19 protein-coding genes and 1 pseudogene are annotated in these 18,875 nt (G+C 69.7%); 4 read left to right on the top strand and 16 right to left on the bottom strand.

The genetic code is table 11. From position 1 onward, the window contains the following. Positions 1-29 precede the first annotated feature (29 nt). The 11 genes and pseudogenes from AC1VNH_RS12310 to AC1VNH_RS12260 form a co-directional block, all read right to left on the bottom strand. Complete coding sequence (locus AC1VNH_RS12310; RefSeq protein WP_483111677.1) at positions 30-593, bottom strand: RNA polymerase sigma factor; 564 nt, start codon at positions 591-593, stop codon at positions 30-32. Beyond that, positions 590-1,117, bottom strand: a complete 528-nt coding sequence (locus AC1VNH_RS12305) for a hypothetical protein (protein ID WP_483111675.1) — start codon at positions 1,115-1,117, stop codon at positions 590-592. Before AC1VNH_RS12305 ends, AC1VNH_RS12310 begins: the two co-directional genes overlap by 4 nt. Positions 1,118-1,181: 64 nt before the next feature. Further along, positions 1,182-1,589: a hypothetical protein gene (locus tag AC1VNH_RS12300; protein ID WP_483111674.1), complete on the bottom strand. Its 408-nt coding sequence runs from the start codon at positions 1,587-1,589 to the stop codon at positions 1,182-1,184. 459 nt (positions 1,590-2,048) lie between these two features. Continuing rightward, positions 2,049-2,351, bottom strand: a complete 303-nt coding sequence (locus tag AC1VNH_RS12295; protein ID WP_483111672.1) for a hypothetical protein — start codon at positions 2,349-2,351, stop codon at positions 2,049-2,051. Positions 2,352-2,777: 426 nt separating this feature from the next. Continuing rightward, entirely contained in the window at positions 2,778-3,614 is an 837-nt protein-coding gene (locus tag AC1VNH_RS12290) for a PaaX family transcriptional regulator C-terminal domain-containing protein (RefSeq protein WP_483111671.1), read from the bottom strand. A gap of 7 nt (positions 3,615-3,621) precedes the next feature. Beyond that, entirely contained in the window at positions 3,622-3,939 is a 318-nt protein-coding gene (locus AC1VNH_RS12285) for a hypothetical protein (protein ID WP_483112749.1), read from the bottom strand. Between the two features lie 42 nt (positions 3,940-3,981). Next, positions 3,982-4,330: pseudogene (locus AC1VNH_RS12280) on the bottom strand (ATP-binding cassette domain-containing protein); the annotation flags it as partial. 85 nt (positions 4,331-4,415) lie between these two features. Next, positions 4,416-5,240, bottom strand: a complete 825-nt coding sequence (locus AC1VNH_RS12275) for an ABC transporter permease (protein WP_483111669.1) — start codon at positions 5,238-5,240, stop codon at positions 4,416-4,418. Next, positions 5,237-6,076 carry an ABC transporter permease gene (locus AC1VNH_RS12270; RefSeq protein WP_483111667.1) on the bottom strand — a complete coding sequence of 280 codons (840 nt, stop codon included), beginning with the start codon at positions 6,074-6,076 and terminating at the stop codon, positions 5,237-5,239. The genes AC1VNH_RS12275 and AC1VNH_RS12270 overlap by 4 nt, the downstream gene beginning before the upstream one ends. Before the next feature lie 59 nt (positions 6,077-6,135). Beyond that, positions 6,136-7,122: an ABC transporter substrate-binding protein gene (locus tag AC1VNH_RS12265; protein ID WP_483111666.1), complete on the bottom strand. Its 987-nt coding sequence runs from the start codon at positions 7,120-7,122 to the stop codon at positions 6,136-6,138. Between the two features lie 187 nt (positions 7,123-7,309). Beyond that, positions 7,310-7,933: a TetR/AcrR family transcriptional regulator C-terminal domain-containing protein gene (locus AC1VNH_RS12260; protein WP_483111665.1), complete on the bottom strand. Its 624-nt coding sequence runs from the start codon at positions 7,931-7,933 to the stop codon at positions 7,310-7,312. Positions 7,934-8,036: 103 nt separating this feature from the next. On the opposite strand from AC1VNH_RS12260, the gene AC1VNH_RS12255 reads away from it, so the two are divergent. Then, positions 8,037-9,503 carry an APC family permease gene (locus tag AC1VNH_RS12255; RefSeq protein ID WP_483111664.1) on the top strand — a complete coding sequence of 489 codons (1,467 nt, stop codon included), beginning with the start codon at positions 8,037-8,039 and terminating at the stop codon, positions 9,501-9,503. Continuing rightward, entirely contained in the window at positions 9,500-11,083 is a 1,584-nt protein-coding gene (locus tag AC1VNH_RS12250) for an amidohydrolase (RefSeq protein ID WP_483111662.1), read from the top strand. The genes AC1VNH_RS12255 and AC1VNH_RS12250 overlap by 4 nt, the downstream gene beginning before the upstream one ends. Positions 11,084-11,090: 7 nt before the next feature. Here AC1VNH_RS12250 and AC1VNH_RS12245 read toward each other — a convergent pair whose 3' ends face one another. From AC1VNH_RS12245 to AC1VNH_RS12225, 5 genes are all read right to left on the bottom strand, one after another. Continuing rightward, positions 11,091-11,855, bottom strand: a complete 765-nt coding sequence (locus tag AC1VNH_RS12245; protein WP_483111661.1) for an ABC transporter permease subunit — start codon at positions 11,853-11,855, stop codon at positions 11,091-11,093. 249 nt (positions 11,856-12,104) lie between these two features. Further along, positions 12,105-12,956 (bottom strand): branched-chain amino acid ABC transporter permease, encoded by an 852-nt coding sequence (locus AC1VNH_RS12240; RefSeq protein ID WP_483111660.1) that lies wholly within the window; start codon positions 12,954-12,956, stop codon positions 12,105-12,107. Further along, entirely contained in the window at positions 12,953-13,630 is a 678-nt protein-coding gene (locus tag AC1VNH_RS12235; protein ID WP_483112725.1) for an ABC transporter ATP-binding protein, read from the bottom strand. Before AC1VNH_RS12235 ends, AC1VNH_RS12240 begins: the two co-directional genes overlap by 4 nt. Further along, on the bottom strand, positions 13,630-14,391 hold the full coding sequence (locus AC1VNH_RS12230) for an ABC transporter ATP-binding protein (RefSeq protein WP_483111659.1): 762 nt from the start codon (positions 14,389-14,391) through the stop codon (positions 13,630-13,632). The genes AC1VNH_RS12235 and AC1VNH_RS12230 overlap by 1 nt, the downstream gene beginning before the upstream one ends. A gap of 24 nt (positions 14,392-14,415) precedes the next feature. After that, on the bottom strand, positions 14,416-15,618 hold the full coding sequence (locus AC1VNH_RS12225; RefSeq protein WP_483111658.1) for an ABC transporter substrate-binding protein: 1,203 nt from the start codon (positions 15,616-15,618) through the stop codon (positions 14,416-14,418). 183 nt (positions 15,619-15,801) lie between these two features. Here AC1VNH_RS12225 and AC1VNH_RS12220 point away from each other — a divergent pair, with 183 nt between their 5' ends. Together AC1VNH_RS12220 and AC1VNH_RS12215 are read left to right on the top strand one after the other, a co-directional pair. Then, positions 15,802-18,048, top strand: coding sequence for an ATP-binding protein (locus AC1VNH_RS12220; RefSeq protein WP_483111656.1), 2,247 nt, complete (start codon positions 15,802-15,804; stop codon positions 18,046-18,048). A gap of 104 nt (positions 18,049-18,152) precedes the next feature. Continuing rightward, entirely contained in the window at positions 18,153-18,860 is a 708-nt protein-coding gene (locus AC1VNH_RS12215; protein WP_483111655.1) for an alpha/beta hydrolase, read from the top strand. The last annotated feature ends 15 nt before the right edge of the window (positions 18,861-18,875 follow it).

Raw genomic sequence — 18,875 nt, 5'->3', positions numbered from 1 at the left:
CCGGCATCCCCACGCTCACCAGGGTCTGCTCAGCCTGCGCCGCGCTGTCCGTTCGCCGACGCGCCCGCCGTCGAACCGATGCCCTCGGATGAGAGAGTCGCCTGCAGTACCCCCCGGGCCCGTGCGTGTCTGCTGCGCACGGTGGCCGCATTCATGTCGAGCAGGCGCGCGGCATCCGCCAGCGTGAAACCGTCCCAGTAGACGAGTCGGATGATCTCTTGATCGACGCGGTCGAGGTCGGCGATCGCTGCCCGGACGTCGATTTCGACGGGCGACTGTTCCCGCGTGCCCGCCTCCCGGAGATGTTCGGCGAGCTTGTCTGTCAGCGCGTGACGTCGCGCACGGGTTCGTCGCCCCTGCGACAGCACGCGGCGCGCGACGCCGAACATCCACATCCGCGCCTCCGTGGGATCGGCGGGCACCGAGCGGACCCTGCGCCAGATCACGACCAGGGTCTCCCCCAGGAGGTCCGCAGCATCCTCACGATCCGGCGTGCGTCTCACGAAGTAGTCGAGCAACGGGCCGCCGTGCGCCTTCACGAGCTGCGCGACGTACTCGGCATGGGTCTCGGAGCCGGGCGACGGAACGCTCAATGCAGGTCCCCCGTGCAGTCGGTGTCAGCACCCATGCCGCCGTTCGTGAAGAGCGCCGCATCGACCCCCGCGAAGACCACGTCATGTTCCGCCTGCACCCACGGTGAGATCTCGCCGGCCGCTTCGTATGCCAACGCTCGTTCGTAGATCTTCTCCCCGACGCCGTCCCAGTTCTGAGCGGCGAAGGAGGCGACGGCCTCGGTGTTGGTTTCGACGTAGTCGATCTCCCCATTGAAGAGCTCGATCGTGCATGACACCTCGCGACCCGTATCCGTGACGTACGAAACGGGGATCTCGAAGTCAGGGATCATGCGCGGGTCGGTACCGGCGGTCGACGCGAGGGCGAAACCCGGCAGTGCGAGCACGGGAACGGCAACCCATGACAGCCGACGCAGGCGTCGGCGTCTGGTGGCGCGGAGCCGCGCCGCGATCCCGACGCGCTCGACCTCCATCGCGATCGAGGTGTCGATCGAGACAGGATGCGGCGCACTCGCTCGCAGCAGATCGTCGATTCCGGTGTCCATGTGCTCCTCCTAGGTGCTCACCTAGTACATGGCCGGCTCGCCCCCGGTGCGTTGCGCGGGGACGTCATCTTTCTAGGTCGCGGGAGCTCTGTCCGAGCAGCAGCAGGACCACGAGCACGGTGGAGGCTGCGGTCGGGTCGTCGACGTAGACCTGCGCGGTGTACTCCCCCGCACTCGGCAGCTCGATCTCAGCAAGCTCGCCGGAGAGGAAGCTCCCGAATCGCACCGACGGCGTCGGCAACGACAGGGCGCAGTCGAACACCTTCTCGCCCTGCGGTGCAACGTCATCCGTGATTCGCACCCGGACGGTCACGTCGCCGTCGAGGTCGTCCCGTGTCGCCACCATGATCGCGGAGGCGGTCGCGACGGCCGACTCGTCGCCTGTCAGCCACTCGGGAAACTCCGCACCCTCCGAAGCGAACAGCACGACCTGCGCGTGCAGCGGCGTCACCGTGATTTCGGACTCGCTCATCTTGGTCCTCCCTGTGGGATGGCCAGGTTACTGTCCGTCGGGCACGACTCAGCCGCATCCGGACCCACCGGCAGCGCCCCACACCGGCCCGGGCCGTTCCGGCTGAGCCGTGCCGGCCCGCTGTGCCCGCGTCCACGTCCGCGCCCCAACTCCTGCAGAACCGGCTGGTGACAGCCCGCCCCCACACGAGCGGTCGGGGTCTGCAGGAGTTCGGGCACGGCTCAGCCAGAACCGACACCACCGGCAGTGCCCCACACCGACCCGGGCCGTCCCGGCTGAGTTGTGCCGGCCCGCTGTGCCCGCGTCCACGTCCGCGCCCCAACTCCTGCAGAACCGGCTGGTGACAGCCCGCCCCCACACGAGCGGTCGGGGTCTGCAGGAGTTCGGGCAGCTGCGGGCATGCCACGAGGCGACGCGGAGGACCGGGCCTTCCGGCTGAGACGTACCCGAAGCCGCCCCTCAGGACGAGGGGATCAGAAACAGATCATGGACGCTGAGGCGGTGCTTCACGTCACGCATCTCCCGCGGGCCGAGCCAGTTCAGCGGTGACCTGAACAACGGACGGAACAGGACCCTTTGAAGAAGGACGACGTTGTTGAAGGCCAACCACCCCAAGAACGCGCCCGGGCGGATCGGACGCCGGAATGTGAAGGGCACGACGACAAGCCAGGCGACGAAGCCCACCGGGACCAGCACCCACAGAGTGAGGCTGTGCACAAGGCCAACGAGGATCACGGCGATCTTCGAGCCTTCCGACCACACGAGAAACCCCTCCGGTTCGACAGCCGGTCGGCTGCCGGTGCCGCAATAGTGTCACCTCCCCGCATCCGACGCGGCTCTCCGCACCCGAACTCCTGCAAAACCAGCCGGTGACAGCCCGCGAACCAACCCCGAGCGGGTTCTGCAGGAGTTCGGGCACGGCTCAGTCGCATCCGCCCCCACCGGCAGCGCCGCGCACCGACGCGGGCCGTTCCGGCTGAGCTGTGCCGGCCCGCTGTGCCCACACCCCACATCCGCGCCCCAACTCCTGCAAGACCGGCATCCGACGCCCGGAACCAACTCGGGCAAGCCGGTTCTGCAGGAGTTCGGGCACGGCTCAGCCAAAACCGACACCACCGGCAGTGCCCCACACCGACCCGGGCCGTTCCGGCTGAGCTGTGCCCGAGACCCGAGACCCGAGACCCGGGATCAGTCCCCGGGCAGCGCGCCCGCCAGGGCCTCCGCGGCCGCCGCCGACCACGCGGCCCGACGGGCGCGGTAGATCTCCGTCGTGCGCTGGGCGGGCCAGTCCTCACCGAGATAGTCGAACGGCAGGCGGGGGTCGCTGCGCAGCAGCTCCAGCCAGTCGGCGACGAGCATCGTCAGCGCGGCCAGCGGCGGGGCCTCGATCGTCTCGGCCGTGTTCCACTCCATGGCGAAGCGCTCGTGCGCGGCACGGATGCGGGCGAGATCCCACGCGGTGCGCGCCGCATCCGCCACCGGGAAGGCGGCGAGGTCCCGCGCGCGGAACGCGATCACGGCGCCGGCCGGCAGCTCCTCCTTGAGGCCCCCGAGGGCCGCGACCAGATCGACCTCTCCCGGCGCGATCCACAGGCCGTCGCGCACCGCGGCGAACCCCTCCCACGCGAGCGCCGCCCGCAGGCGGTGGCGGAGCGTGCGCTGATCCTCGGGCACCGTGAAGGTCACGAGCGTCCAGCCACTGCCGACCGGATCGAACGGATGCGGCGAGTGCACGCGTTCGGACGCCTCCTCCAGCACCGCGCGCCCCTGATCGGTGAGGGCGAACTCGACGCCCCGACCGACCCGTGCGCGCGAGAGCAGCCCGGTGACGGCCATCCGGTCCAGGGCCGCCCTCGTGGTGGGAGCGGCCACCCCCGCGCTCTCCAGCACGTCGAGGTAGAAGCTCGCGCGCACGGGGCGGGAGATCCCCCGCTCGAGGAGTTCGCCCAGTAGCGCGAGCAGCAGACGCTGCGGCGCACGCTGGGTCGCTTCGACCTCCCGCGAGAGGGATTGCACCGATGTCACCGACATATCATGCGGCCGGACGGACGGCCTCGCCGCGCTTGGCGCGCTGGATCTGCTCGTATACATGCGTGCGCAGCTCGGTGAAGCGGGGCAGCGCGCGCGTCGTGATCTGGTCACGCTCGGGCGCGAGGTCGATCACCAGATTCTCCTGCACCCACGTTGGCGACTTCGAGAGCACGACGACGCGCTCTCCGAGGTAGACCGACTCGTCGATGTCGTGCGTCACGAACAGGATCGACATGCCGCGCTCAAGGTGCAGGCGCCGCACGAGGTCTTCCAGGTCGGCGCGCGTCTGCGCGTCGACCGCCGCGAAGGGCTCGTCCATGATGAGCACCTCGGGCTGGTAGGCGACGGCGCGTGCGATCGCGACGCGCTGCTGCATGCCACCGGAGAAGCTGCCACGGGTAGCTGTCGGCGGCGTGGTCGAGACCGACCGCGAGCAGCGCGTCGTCGATGAGGGAGTTGCGCTCGCTCTTCGAGAGCTTCTTGTGCTTCAGCGGCAGCTCGACGTTGCCGCGCACCGTGAGCCACGGATACAGGCTGCGCCCGTACTCCTGGAACACGAGCGCCATGTTCGGCGGCGGCGCGGTGACCTGCTTGCCGTCGAGCACCACGCTTCCCGCGGTGGGGCGCAGGAGCCCCGAGATGCACTTGAGCAGCGTCGTCTTGCCGCATCCGGACGGACCGACGATGCACACCAGCTCGCCGCGGCGCATCGAGAAGTCGATGTCGCCGATCGCCTCCACGACGCCCGTCGAGGACTCGTAGACCTTCTTCAGGTGCTCGACCTGCAGGAGCGTCTCAGGCACGCTCGACCTCCTTGATTCCGTGGTACCAGCGCAGGACCCTGCGCTCGACGATGGTGAAGATGACCGACAGGATGACGCCGACCAAGCCGAGCAGCACGATGCCGCTCCACATTTCCGCGATGAGGTAGTTGCGCTGGAAGTAGGCGATCTGGAACCCGAGGCCAGACGAGGAGAAGAACATCTCGGAGATCACCATCATGATCAGCGCGACGGACAGCGTCTGACGCACACCCGCCATGATGCGCGGGCTCGCCGCGGGCAGCACGAGCGAGAACAGGCGCTGCGCGGGCGTCAGCGAGAACGACCTGGCCGTCTCGGTCATGACCGAGTCCGTGCCGCGCACCCCGTCGACGGTGTTCAGCAGGACGGGCCAGAGCGACCCGAAGACGATCACGACGATCTTCATGTTGTCGGTCACGCCCAGCAGGGCCACGAAGACCGGGATCAGCACGGGCGGGGGGATCGCGCGGAAGAACTCCAGCAGCGGCTCGGCAAGCTCGCGCAGCCACCGTATGAGTCCGATGAGGGTTCCGAGGGCGACGCCGATCACGATCGCCAGCACGATCGCCAGCGCCAGGCGCGTGAGGCTCGGCACGACGTCGGTGAGAAAGGCCGGACCCACCCAGGTCTCGACGAAGGCCTCGGCGATCCGCCCCGGCGCGGGGAAGAACTTGCCCGGAGCCACCGTGCCCCACACGCCCCAGATGATCAGCAGGACGATGGGCAGCGCGAGCGCGTACACCGTGCTCGTGGCCAGGCGCACCCACACCCGCGGCGGGCGCGGCGGCGTGCGGACGGTGCTCGTGTACAGGGTCACAGCACTTCCTCCCCTCGCACCGACTGGTGCCAGGCGAGCGCGCGGCGCTCGATCATGCGGAAGACAAGGTTGATGATCAGGCCCAGCAGGCCCGTCACGATCACGACGGCGTAGACCGTGGCGATGTTGCCGTTGCTGGCCGCCTTGATGATCACCTGGCCGAGACCGGGGTTGCTGATCGTCATCTCGGCGGTGATGGCCAGGATGAGGGCGACGGATGCGGCGAGACGCAGCCCGGTGAAGATGTAGGGCAGCGCGGTCGGCAGCACGAGCGAGCGCAGTTGCGCGCCACGCGTGAGACCGTAGCTGCGCGCGGTGTCACGGGCGACCGTGTCGATGTCGGCGACGCCGTAGAGCACCTGGACGAACACCTGCCAGAAGCAGGCGTACACGATGATCACGAGGGCCGCCGGGATCTGGATGCCGTAGGTCAGGATCGCGAGCGGGATGAGGGCGACCGAGGGGATGGGGCGCAGGAACTCCACCGTGGTGTTGGTTGCGCGCCGCAGCACCGGGACGAGGCCGATGAGCCCGCCGAGCAGGATGCCGAGCACCGAGGCGATCGCGAGACCGATCGCCCAGGCGGTCAGGGTGCGCCCGACATTGCGCCAGAACTCGAGGTCGGCAGCCATCGCGCCGAGGCGCGTGAAGGTGTCGACCGCGGAGGGCAGCTGCGAGGGATTGATGAGTCCGGCAGCGGAGATGAGCTGCCAGATGCCGAGGAATACGACGACACCGATCAGTCCGAGCAGCGGAGCTCGGAACGAACGTCGGCGTCGACGACGCGGCACGACGACCGTCGACGTGTGCACCGGCGCAGGCGGGGCGAGGGTCATGGGGGGCCTTCCAGAGGGGATGCGGGGGATGCGGCGCGTGCCGCATCCCCCGCTCGGGATCACTGCGGCTGGATGAGCTTCGTGAAGTCGGGCTCCGCGTCGATGTACTTGTACTGCACGGCGAGGGCTGCGAGCTTCTCGATGCCGGCGTCGTCGAGGTCGGAGGTGAAGTTCGGCAGGGTGATGCCCGCGGCCGCGGCCTCCGGGATCTCGAGGTTCTTCACGATCGCGGCGCGCACGGCGTCCTCGTTGTCGGTCGCGTACTGCTGCGCCTCGGCCATCGCCGCGGCGTAGTCGGCGACGAGCTGCGGGTCGGCGTCGATCTTCTCCTGGGTGGTGAAGTTCGTGAGCACCGTCAGTCCCGGGATGGTGGCCTGGTACGGCGAGACGACGTCGACGCCACCGCCGGAGACGATGAGGCCGCGGAAGGGGTCGGGCACCCAGCCGGCGTCGATGTTGCCCGCCTCGAGCTGGGCCTGGACGTCGGGGAAGGCCACCTCGACGAATTGGATGGTGGACGAGTCGCCGCCGGCGTCGTCGACGGCCTTGCGGATGGTGAGGTCACCGGCGGCGCCGATGCTGTTCACCGAGACGCGCTTACCGGCGAGATCGGCGGGGCTCGTGATGCCCGAGTTGCCGAGAGCGACGACGGAGTTGACGTCCTCGCCGTCGGCAAGGCTCGACGCGTAGTTGCTGAAGATCACGACGCCGAGATCCTGGAGAGCTGCGCGAATCGGACCCATGGGCTGACCGATCGCGAAGTCGATGTCGCCGCTGAGCAGTGCGGGGATGGCCTGCGCACCGCCCTGGGCGGGGACCACCTGGACGTCGAGGCCGTGGTCCTCGAAGATTCCCGCGTCGATGGCTGCCCAGAGGGCCCCCGTCTCGGCGATCGGGAGAGCGGCGACGCGCACCTGGCGCATCTCACCGCCGCCGGCGGTGGAGTCGCCCGAGGGGGACGTGGCGGGCGCGGCGGAATCGGTGCAACCGGACAGGGTCAGAGCGGCCACGGCGGCAAGCGCGACGGCGGCAAGGGTCTTCTTCATCGAAGTGCCTCTCAGTGACGGGTAAGCAGGACGCCAACGCGAAGCATCCGTCACGCGGAGTCACCACCTCGAGTCCCCGACGCGTCGGCACCGCAGCGTGCTGACCCCCTCATGGTGCGGGGTCCAGCGGGTGAAAGTCAAGAGATTCGTGACGCCCGTTTGCTTTTCGTTGAATCCGTGTCGGGCGTCACGCGTCCGCGACTCGGGACCTCGCCCGCACTTCGATCGCATCCAGCAACGAGGCCAGTCCCTGCGCGAATGCCGCGTCGAGTCGAGAATCGGGATCACTCCACGCGCGGCTCGCCTCCGCGAGAGCGCCATCGTTGTCCGCGATGCGCCATACCTCCGCAGGGGCTGAACGCTCGAGCGCGACGCCGAGCGCGAAGCTGTCGAGCACTTCGAGGTGGACAGCGACCTCGGCGGGCGCGAAGCCCGCGCGACGGAGAGCTGCAGCCAACCGCTCGTAGAGCTCCAGCACCACCGGAGAGGTGATCGGCGTTCCCACCAGCGCGGACACGAGGCGCGGATGCTTCGCGTAACCCGCATGCACGGCGCCGAGGATCACCTGCACCTCATCGCGCCAGCCTCGCGCGGGATCCGGCGCCGGAGGACTGTCGTCGCGGACCATGCGATCACGGATGAGGTCGACGAGGCGGTCGACACCCTCCACGTGGTAGTACAACGAAGGCGCAGCCACATCCAGCTGCTTAGCCAGCGCACGCATGGAGAACGGCCGCCCCGAGTCGAACAACGCAAGCGCCTCATCGACGATGCGCTCGACCGACAGTCGAGAAGCCTTCGGTCTCGCCACACTCACCCCCGAAACAGAACAGTTACACAGCGTACTTGTCGGCGACGCATCCCCCTCGACATACTGCCTAACACTGTTAGATAACTGATCCTCTGGAGGAGAAATGTCAAGGAAGACGCCCACCACCTCCGCACCCGCGGAGACCACCGGCACCGTCGGCGCCCTGAAGAAGAATTCCCTCGGGGCGCGGGGGGTCACGTTCCTCGTCGTCTCGGCGGCGGCGCCCCTGACCGTCATCGCGGGAACAGCGCCCCTCGCGATCCTGATCGCCGGCCCCGCGGCACCCACCGCCTACCTCGCGGTGGGTATCGCGCTGGCCATCTTCGCTGTCGGCTTCATGGCGATGACCTCGCACGTGACCAAGACCGGCGGCTTCTACACGTACATCTCCGAGGCGCTGGGCAAGATCGTGGGGCTGGGCGCAGGAGTTCTGGCTCTCGTCTCTTACAACGCAATGCAGATCGGCATCTACGGACTGTTCGCCGTGAACGTGAAGGCGATGCTCGCCACGGTCTTCGGCATAGACGTACCGTGGGGCGTCATCGCCTTCGTCGCGATTGCCGGCGTCTGGGCGATGGGCTTCACCGGTATCGACGTCGGCGCCAAAGTGCTCGGCGTGCTGCTCGTAGCCGAAACGCTCGCCCTCGCCGTGCTCGGCGTGGCGATCCTCATCACAGGAGGATCCCCCGAAGGCTTCGGTGCCGGAGCATTCGCGCCGGAGAACGTCTTCACGCCGCAGTTCGCCGTCGTGCTCGGCCTCGCCTTCGGTGCGTTCATCGGCTTCGAGTCCACGGTCCTCTACCGGGCCGAGGCGCGCACGCCCGACCGCACGATCCCCCGCGCTACGTATGTGGCGGTGATCGCGATGACCGTCTTCTACTTCGTCATGACCTGGCTGCTCGTGCAGGCGCACGGCGAGAGCCTGGTGCAGGCCTTCGTCGGCGAGAACGGTGTCGATAACTTCCTGTTCGCAACGGCCGACAACCGCCTCGGCCACGCCGCGACCATCGTCTTCCTGCTGCTGATCGTCACGAGCGTCTACGCCGCACTGCTCGCCTTCCACAATTCCATCAACCGATACACGTACGCCCTTTCCCGCGACGGCGTCCTACCGCCCGTGCTCGGCGCCACCCGCGCCAAGGCGGGCACGCCCTGGGTGGCGGGACTCGCTCAGACCGCACTCGCGGTGGTCGTCGTCGGCGCCTTCGTCGCCATCGGCGCAGACCCCTACCTCCAGCTGCTCATCTGGGTGAACACGCCGGGCGTGATCGGCATCGTCGTCCTGCAGATCTTCGCCGCAGCCGCGGTCGTGGTGTTCTTCCTGCGCCGCCGAGACATCCGGCGCTCCTGGTATGCACTGCCCGCGGGCGTGATCGGCGGGGTGTTGATGCTCGCGTTCCTCACGCTGATCATCACGAACATCGGCATCCTCACGGGCGCAGACGCCACGACCAACGCGATCATCATCGCTGTCGCTCCCGTCGCGCTCCTGTTCGGCATCGTGCTCGCCGTGGTCCTGCGTCGCGCGCGACCGGCGGCGTATGCGGGCATCGGCGGGGCGGAGCAGTGACGGCCGCCGACCTGGTCATCACCGCCGATGCGATCCACGGCTCGCCCGGCGAGGCGATGGCCGTCTCCGCAGGCCGGATCGCGGCGATCGGCGACATGAGGGATGCGGCCGACTGGACAGGTCTAGGCACGCGCTCGATCCGCGTGGAGGGAACGGTCCTGCCTGGACTCGTGGACGCACACACCCACCCTGTCTTCGCCGCGCGCGTATCGCGCGGTCTGAACCTGCAGCGCGTGCGCACGATCGATGAACTGCGCGAAACGCTCGCCGCGCAGCGTCGGCGCGCGCCCGGCGAGTGGATCCTCGGGTGGGGGCTGGAACACGCTGCGTGGGAAGGCAGGACGCCCAACGTCGCAGCCCTGGCCGATGCCGTAGGCGACGCGCCCATGCTGCTGCGTATGTTCGACGCGCATTCGGCGCTCGCGAGTCGCGCAGCCCTCGAGCGCGCCGGCGTGCATCGCGGTTGTGTGTTCTCGTCGGGCTCGTGTGTTGAAGCGGATGCGGACGACGTGCCGACCGGGTTCCTGCGCGAGCACGAGGCCATCGATCTCGTCGAGCGCATCGTGCCGACCGAGGCGCCGGATGCGGTCATCGAGCGCCTCGCTTCCGGGCTCGCCGAGATGTCGGCGGCGGGGCTGACCGGTGCGCATGTCATGGACTTCGAGGGCGACCCGGCACCGCTCTACGAGGCGCTCGACAGCTCCGGCCGACTTCCGCTGCGCCTGCGCGTCCATCCATGGGTCGACCCATCTTCGACCGTCGAGGACTGGGATGCACTCACCCGCGCGACAGGGACCGGAGGGCGCCTGTGGCGACGCCACGGAGTGAAGCTGTTCGTCGACGGCACGGTCGACAACGGCACCGCATGGCTGAGCGAACCCGACTGCCACGGCGAGTCCGTGCGCGGCACGTGGTCCTCACCGGCACGATACGCCGCAGCGATCGAGTGGTTCGCCGCGGCAGGTGTGCCCACGGCGACCCACGCGATCGGAGATGCCGCCGTGCGGCACGCCGCCGCATCCATCGCCGCCGCGCGCGCCGCGCATCCCGGCTCGCTGCATCGCATCGAGCACCTGGAGCTCACCGGCGACGACATCGTGCGCGAGGTCGCTTCCAGCGGCGCGGTCGTGAGCATGCAGCCCACACACTGCACCCGGTTCATCCGCGCCGACGGCAGCGACAATTGGAGCGAGCGGCTCGGGGCGCAGCGCGCACTCCACGCGTGGCGCACACGCACGCTGGCCGATCTCGGCGTCACCGTGGCGCTCGGTTCGGACTGGCCCGTCGTCCCCTTCGACCCGCGTGATGTGCTCGCCGAGGCGCAGACCCGCAGACACGGCGGCGGCTCGCCCGTCGGAGCGGACGAAGGGCTCAGCGCGGAGCAGGCGTTCGCCGGTTATACCTCGTCCGCTGCTATCGCCGCGGGAACGAGTAGGCAGGAGGGACGCGTCGGCGTCGGGATGCGAGCGGACCTCACGGTGCTCTCGGTCGATCCCACCACCTCGAGTCCCGACATCGTCAGCAGCGCATCGGTCCGCGCCACGATCGTCGACGGCGTTGTGCGCCACCTCGAAACCTGACTGCACGTCATTGCGCCACATCCGTGCTCATGCGGAGCACCGCACGTCGGACCCGTCGGCGGGCACGCCATCTATCCACGATGCTCGGCACGAGCCCCCGCGGCACGAGCAGGAGGAAGACGACCAGGATGAGGCCGTAGCCGGCGTACTGCAGAACGGGACCCACCACCGGAGGAAGTCCCGGTGTCGCGCTGACGGCGCTGAGCAGTTGCAGCCAGACGCTCACGGCGACGGCGCCGACCACACCGCCCCACAACGACCCGAGCCCGCCGACGACGGCCATGATGACGTACCCGAACGAGAGCAGCGGCGGATAGGTGTCCTGGCTGACATAGGGCGTGAAGAAAGCCGCGACGGCACCGGCGAACCCCGCGAACGACCCCGCGACGACGAAGACCGCCACCTTGGTGCGGGCGACCGCGACGCCGCTCGCCGCGGCCGCGCTCTCGCTCCCGGCGAGAGCGCGCATCCCGCGTCCGAAACGTGATCGCACGAGGTTGCGCGCCACGATCATCGCCACCGCGACCGCGGCGAGCGCGAGGTAGGCGTATGCGAGCTGACCCTGCACCTGGATGGGGCCGAGGGCGAGCGGCGGGATCCCGAAGATGCCGATCCCGCCGCCGAACAGCGGCACGGTCGCCATGACCGTCTGCAGGATGAGCAGGACGGCGAGAGTCCCGAACGCGAGGTAGTGTCCGCGGAGCCGCAGCAGTGGCCATCCGACGAGAAGCTGCGAGACCGCCCGCGACGACCGGCGCGAGGAGAAGGGCAACGATCGACGGCACGCCGAACTGCGTCGTGAGCACGGCCACCGTGAGCCCGCCCGCCGCGACGAAGGCGCCCTGGCCGAGCGAGGTCTGGCCGGCGTACCCCATGAACAGCGAGAGCCCCACCACGACGAGTGCCGCGAGGGCGGTCTGCACGAAGAACGTGAGGTCGCCGAGGAACGGCGGAATCACGCAGGCCACGATCAGGGCGAGGACGGGCGGCAGGATGCGGGCGAGGCGCCCTCGGGTGTCGTTCACTTCGCCTCCTCGGCGTTCAGGCTGCGGGCGCGCACGATCATGATCAGGAGCATCATGACGAGCGCGATCTGGGTCTGGTATGACCCGTTCGCGTATCCCGCGACGAGCTGGCCGACGACACCGAGGATCGCCGCCCCCAGGAACGTGAGCCACGGGCTGCGGAGGCCGCCGAAGATCGCTGCCGCCAGGCCGCTCAGCACGAGCGGGAGATCCGATGACACCGACACCGCGGTCGTCGGCGCGATGAGCGCGCCCGCGAGACCGCCGAGCGCGCCGGCGATCGCGAAGGCGATCAGCCCCATCGCGCGGGTGTCGATCCCGACCAGGCGGGCCGCGCGAGGATTGGATGCCGCCGCGGTGAGCCCTCGGCCGAGATCGGTGCGCGCGAAGAACAGTCCCAGCGCGAGGAACGTCAGCACCGCGACGATCAGCACCAGCACCCGCTGCGACTCGACGGCGACTCCCAGCAGATCGATGGTTCCGGGCAGGCCCGGCGGCGACACCGGATCCTGCCCCCATACCAGGATGATCACCGCGGCGCCGACCATCGACATCCCGAGCGTGATGAGCAGCGAGATCATCGGCGGCGTGCGTCGGCTACCCACCGCCACGATCCCGACGATCAGCCCGATTCCCGCGCACACGAGGATCACGATCGGCACCGACAGGTAGGGCGGGAGAACGCTCGACAACGACCAGGAGAGGAGGGCGCCGAAGACCGCGAACGTGCCCTGCGCGAAATTGAGGACGTGTGTGACGCGGTAGACCACGACGATTCCGCTGCCGATGAGCGCGAAGGCGCCGGCCAGGGCGAGTCCGGACACGATGTAGACGAGCAGATCGTTCACGGCGTCTCCGTTTCCGGGGTCTCGAACCCGCCGAGATAGGCCTCCCGCACAGCGCGAGCTTCTCGGAGCTGAGCGCTCGGACCCTCCAGCGCGACTCTTCCGGTCTCGATCACGTAGGCCCGTGAACACAGATCGAACGCGTGCCCGATCTCCTGCTCGATGAGCAGGACGGCGGTCCCGCGCGTGCGGTTGAGCTCCGCCAGATGCGTCATGAGCTGTCCGACGATGATCGGGGCCAGCCCCAGCGACAGCTCGTCGATCACCAGGAGATCCGGCTGCGCCATGAGCGCCCGCCCCATCGCGACCATCTGCTGCTGCCCTCCCGACAGTGTCGATGCGCGTTGGCGTCGCATCCGCTGCAGGTCGGGCAGAAGCTCGTAGACGTGCGCGGGGTCCTTGTCCCTGCGATGCCAGGCGCCGAGGCGCAGGTTGTCCTCGACGCTCATGTCGCCGAACATCTGGCGCCCCTCGGGCACCTGTGCGACGGCTCCGCCCGTGCGCACGCGCCCGGCGGCGGGCCGCACGAGACCGGAGACCGCGCTCACGATGGATGTCTTGCCCGCACCGTTCGGGCCGACGAGAGCGACCATCTCGCCGTCGTCCACGTGCAGCGAGACCCCGTCGACGGCGGTCGCCCCGCCGTAGCGGACCACGAGGTCCTCGACATCGAGCATCACGCCGCCGCCTCCGTCCCCAGATAGGCGGAGAGGACCGCGGGGTCGCGGCGGATCTCGTCGGGCGCCCCCTCGGCGATAACACGGCCGAGCTCAAGCACCGTGATGCGCTCGGCAAGAGAAGTGACCATCGCGACGTCGTGCTCCACGAGGAGCACGGTGATCCCCTCCTCGTGCAGGCTCCGGATGAGGGAGGCGAGCTCGCGTCGTTCGCCGGCACGCAGCCCGGATGCGGGCTCGTCCAGCAACAGCAGCCGTGGCCTGGCGGTGAGCGCCCGCGCCACCTGCATGCGTCGCTGCTGCCCCAGCGGCAACTGGTCCGCGGCGCGGTCGGCCCAGTCGGCCAGGCCCACGCGCTCGAGACTCGCGAACGCGCTGCGGAAGATCTCGTCCTCCTCGCGCCGGTGGCGCGGCAGCCGCAGAACGGCAGCCGCGGCACCCGCGCGGGTTCGCGCGTGGGCGCCGACGGCGACGTTCTCCCAGACCGTCATCTCCGGGAAGAGCCGGGCGCCCTGGAAGACGATCGCGACGCCGCGGCGCGCGCGCTGATGCGGGGCGAGCCGGTCGATGCGCTGGCCGTCGAGGAGGATGCGGCCGCGCTGCGGTCGCAGGTGTCCGCTCACGAGCGAGAACAGGGTGGACTTGCCGGCTCCGTTCGGCCCGATCACGCCGCGCAGCTCACCGTCCGCGACGCTCATCGACACCCCGTCGGTGGCGAACACGCCGCCGAAGGACCGGGAGAGATCATGCAGTTCGAGCACGCGCATCCTCCTCGTCGACAACCGTCACTTCGGCAGATCGGTCGTGAAGCGCTTCGTCGCGTACGCCGTGGGAACCCAGGCGCCGCCCTTCGCCGTCATGATCGCCAGCGCGTCGGAGGTCAGGCCCATGTGGTCGTCGGCGCTGTAGCGATAGCGACCGTTGGAGGTCAGCAAGTCGGTCTTCTCGAGGGCGTCCCGGATCGCCTGCCGGTCGCTGGAGCCGGCGCGCTCGACGGCGTCGGCGAGCAGCTCGAGCGCGGACGACCCGCCGAACGCGAACTCGGGCGGGTAGACGCCGCTGTTCGCCGCGAGCCAGGGCTCCGCGACGGCCATCACGAGCGTCTTGTAGTCGCTGTCCGGCAGCGAGGCCCCCGCCATCGCGGCCGTCGTCGCGGCGATGATGCCCTCCGCGGCGTCGCCAGCGGGATCGAGGTAGAGGTTCGACGCCTGCGCGCCCGTGAAGTAGGTCTGCACCCCCTTGCCCGCGATCTGCTTCGTGATGATCACCGGAGCCGGGCCCGCCCCCCACACGACGAATGCGTCGGGCTTCGCCTGCACGACCTTGTTCACGAGCGGACTGAAATCGGTCGCGGCGGCGTCGTACGGCTCGTCGAGCACGACGTCGATGCCTGCATCCTTCGCGAGCGCCACGGTCGCCTTCTCGCCCGTCTGCCCGAAGACGTCGGCGCCGACATAGGTGATCGCGAGGGTCTTGACGCCCTCCGACTTCCAGTAGTCCACGAGCGCGCCCGCATACACCGACGGCGTGGGCGGGGAGGTGAACGCGTAGCGGTTGCTGCCGTCGGCGAAGGCGTCGACGGGGCTCAGCGCGATGGTCGGGATCTTCTGGGTGCGTGCCACGTCGCCCACGGCGGTTGCCGCCGAGACGAACGAACTCGCGAGCATGGCGGAGTAGCTGGGATCCGCAGCGAGCTGGCTGAACTGCTTGACCGACTCGGTGACATCGGTCTTGTCATCGACGACCGTCAGCTGCAGCTCACGCCCGTTCACCCCACCCTTGCCGTTGATGTCCTCTACGAGGCGTTCAGCAGCTTCCTTGTCCCCGAGCCCCAGGGCGGAGTACGGGCCGGTCAGCGGCACGACCATCCCGATCTTGATGGGCCCCTCGCTGTCGGCGGTGCCGGTGGGCGCGGATGTAGCGGAGCAGGCGGTGAGTGTGAGTGCGGCCGCGGCGAGGGCGGCGGCGCGCAGCAAGGTCTTGCGCATGGGAACTCCCGGTTCGTCATTGAACGGTGCGTCGCCCACCGATGGAGGCGGGCGCGGCAAGTCTGTCGCCGGCGCGGCGCGTCCCGTCTATCCGTGAGATCACGTAATCCACGGGCGGCGGGCGAATCCCGACACCCCTCCTATTCAGCGGGATGCATAATCGGTGCAGACGAAGGGGTCTGGATGATCGCCGAACCGCGCAGCGAGTTCGTGGGCCGCAAGGCCGAGCTCGACACGATCGGCACGCTGCTGCGCTCTGGCCGCCTCGTGACGCTCACCGGGGTGGGCGGTGTCGGGAAGACGCGTCTGGCCTCGCGGGCTGCCAACGAGTTCGCCGCTGCTGCCGGGGTGACCACCTGGTTCGTCGGATTCGACAGCCTTCAGGATGCGCGCCGCGTGCCTCTCGCCGTCGCGCGGGCTCTGCCGCTCGGTGAGCATTCCGCCCGCGACCCCCTCGACTTCCTCGTCGACGTGCTCGCCGACGCCCCCTCGCTGGTCGTCCTGGACAACTGCGAGCACCTCATCGACGCGGTGGCGGCATTCGCCGACGAACTGTTGGATGCGGTCCCGCAGCTGACCATCCTCGCGACGAGCCGGCGCCGGCTCGACCTCGACGGCGAGCAGGTGTTCGCCGTTCCTCCGTTGTCTCTCACCGACGATGCGTCTCGCCCCTCCGACGCGCTCGCCCTGCTGCTCGCGCGCGCCCGGGCGGCCGACGCATCCTTCGCTCTGTCGGAGCAGGAGCAACCGGTGGCGGAGGAGCTGTGCCGCTCGCTCGACGGGCTGCCGCTCGCGATCGAGTTGGCGGCGACCCGGCTGCGGTCGCTGCCGCTGTCCGAGCTCAACGGGCGCCTGTCTTCCCGCTTCACGCTGCTGCGGGCAGCCTCTCGCTCCGCCGTCGCCCGCCAGCGCACCCTGGGAGCAGTCGTCGACTGGAGCTACGAGCTGTGCACCCCCGAGCAGCGCCGGGCGTGGGAGGCCATGAGCGTCTTCCGCGGCCCTTTCGACCTCGCGGCAGCAGCATCGGTGGCAGAGCTCACCGCGACCGAGATCGTCGATGTGGTCGACGATCTGGTCACGCAATCGGTCGTCGAAGCGGACCGGGAGAGCGGCCGCTTCCGCATGCTCGAGACGATCCGCGCCTACGGACGCCAGCGCGCGGAGGAGAACGGGACGCGGCCGCTGCTGCTGCATCGCCATCTCGCGCACTACCGCCGCCTCGCGGAGGCCGCCGACGCCCGTTGGTACGGCCCCGACCAGTCTCACATCGTCGCGACCCAGCGTGCCGACCGGGCGGAGCTCCATGCGGCGCTCAGCACCGCGACGACCGTCGACGCCGACACCGCGCTCGTGATGTTCGCCGCGCTGCGCTACCACTGGGGCGTGGGTGGATTCCTGCCCGAGGGCCGCGCGTGGGCGACGCGTGTGCTGGCTCTGCCGGGTGCCGGCGCGGTGCCATGGATGCGGGGCTCGATCACGGCGGCATGGTTGTGTCTGCTGCAGGGGGATCTGGAGGAGGCCGACCTCCACCTGCGCGATGTCGAGGCGCTGCTCCCATCCGTCACCGAGCCGGAGCGCAGCGTCTTCACCGTGGAGGCCCACAGATGGCGCGGCACGCACGCTCTGTTCTCCGGCGATCCCGCGGCGGCCGTGGTCGACTTCGAACGCTCGATCGACGGCGCCCTCGGCGCGGGCCTCGCCGACGAGGCACTGCTCGCGCAGTTCCAGCTCACGACGGCGCGGAGCCACCTCGGCGACCCCGGAGCGGGAGCCTCGGCTGAGGCAGCCGTGCGGCACAGCGAGGCGACCGGTGAGATGTGGATGCGCTCGCTCGCACTGTGGTCGCTGGCGCTGTCGGCGTTCTGCGACGGTGAGCTCGATCGCGCCGAGACCCGGGCGCGCCAGTCGTTGCGAGCAGAGGACGGCATCGACGATCCCGTCGGGGACTGTCTCGTGCTCGAGCTGTTGAGCTGGATCGATGCGGCCCGCTCGCCCACCGAACGCTCCGCTGTACTGCTGGGTGCCGCACGCAGCCGCTGGCGCCGCGTCGGCTCCGACATCGCGGTGCACGGGCCGCAGATGGCCGCCCACCACGAACGCTGCGTGGCCCAGGTGCGCGCCCGTCTCGGCGACCGCGCATACGAACGCGCCGCCGCCGTCGGCGAACGCCTGACCCCCGCCGAGGCGGTGTCGTTCGCCGCATCCGCGCGCGGCGCTGCAGGCGGGCTCAGCGAGCGCGAGCGGGAGGTCGCCGCCGGCATCCATGAGGGACTGAGCAATCGCGAGATCGCCGACCGACTCGTGCTGTCGGTGCGTACCGTCGACACGCACGTGCAGCGGATCCTCGGCAAGCTCGGATTCGGCTCCCGCGCGCAGATCGCGGCGTGGTTCGAGTCCACCCGCGCCGCAGTCGCGGGCGAGGTTACGTAGTCCTACGGATACCGCGGCTCCGGACTCCGATCGACACTGAGCGTCAGACATCGTCGTCACGGAGCCGCCGCACCCCGGCTCCCCGGATCAAGGAAGACCGGAACATGAGCCAGAACCCGCATGTGCTCCTCGTCCATGGCGCGTGGGTGGGAGGGTGGGAGTTCGCCCCCGTCATCCCCGCGCTCCAGTCGCGCGGGTGGACGGTCGAGACCCTCGAGCTGCCGTCGACAGGTACCACCGGGTCCCTCGCCGCCGACGCCGCGGCGCTGCGCGACCGCCTGGATCTCGCAGAGGATCCCGTCCTGCTGGTCGGCCACTCGTACGGCGGGGTGCCGGTGACCGAGGCCGGCGACCATCCCGCGGTCGCCGGACTCGTCTACATCGCCGCGTTCGCACTGGATGCGGGAGAGAGCGTCCGGGGATCCGTCGGCGGCGAGTTCCCACCAGGGTGGCACGTCGCGGGCGGCCAGGTCACCCTCGGCGCCACCCGCGAGGAGCGCGTCGCGATGGTCTCCGCCGACTTCCCGCCGGGCACTCCTGCGGAGGCGGGCGAGCAGCTCGCCGACATGTTCCGTCCGCAGTCACTCGCTTCTCTGACAGACCCCGTGACCGCGGTCGCCTGGCGCACGAAGCCGAGCTGGTACCTGCTCACCGAGAAGGACGTGCTCGTGCCGCCCGCGTTCCAGCAGGCGCTCGCCGGGCGCGCCGGATCCGAGATCGTGCGCCTCGCCACCGGGCACGCACCGTTCCAGGAGGACCCGCGCGGCTTCGTCGATGCGCTGTCGCGCGTCGCAGCGAGCGCGCTGGTCTGACCCCACCCACCGAAG

The organism is Microbacterium sp. KU4F (assembly GCF_056868075.1).
The sequence above is the reverse complement of the archived record's forward strand: the minus strand, read 5'-3'. Positions and strand labels throughout refer to the sequence as shown.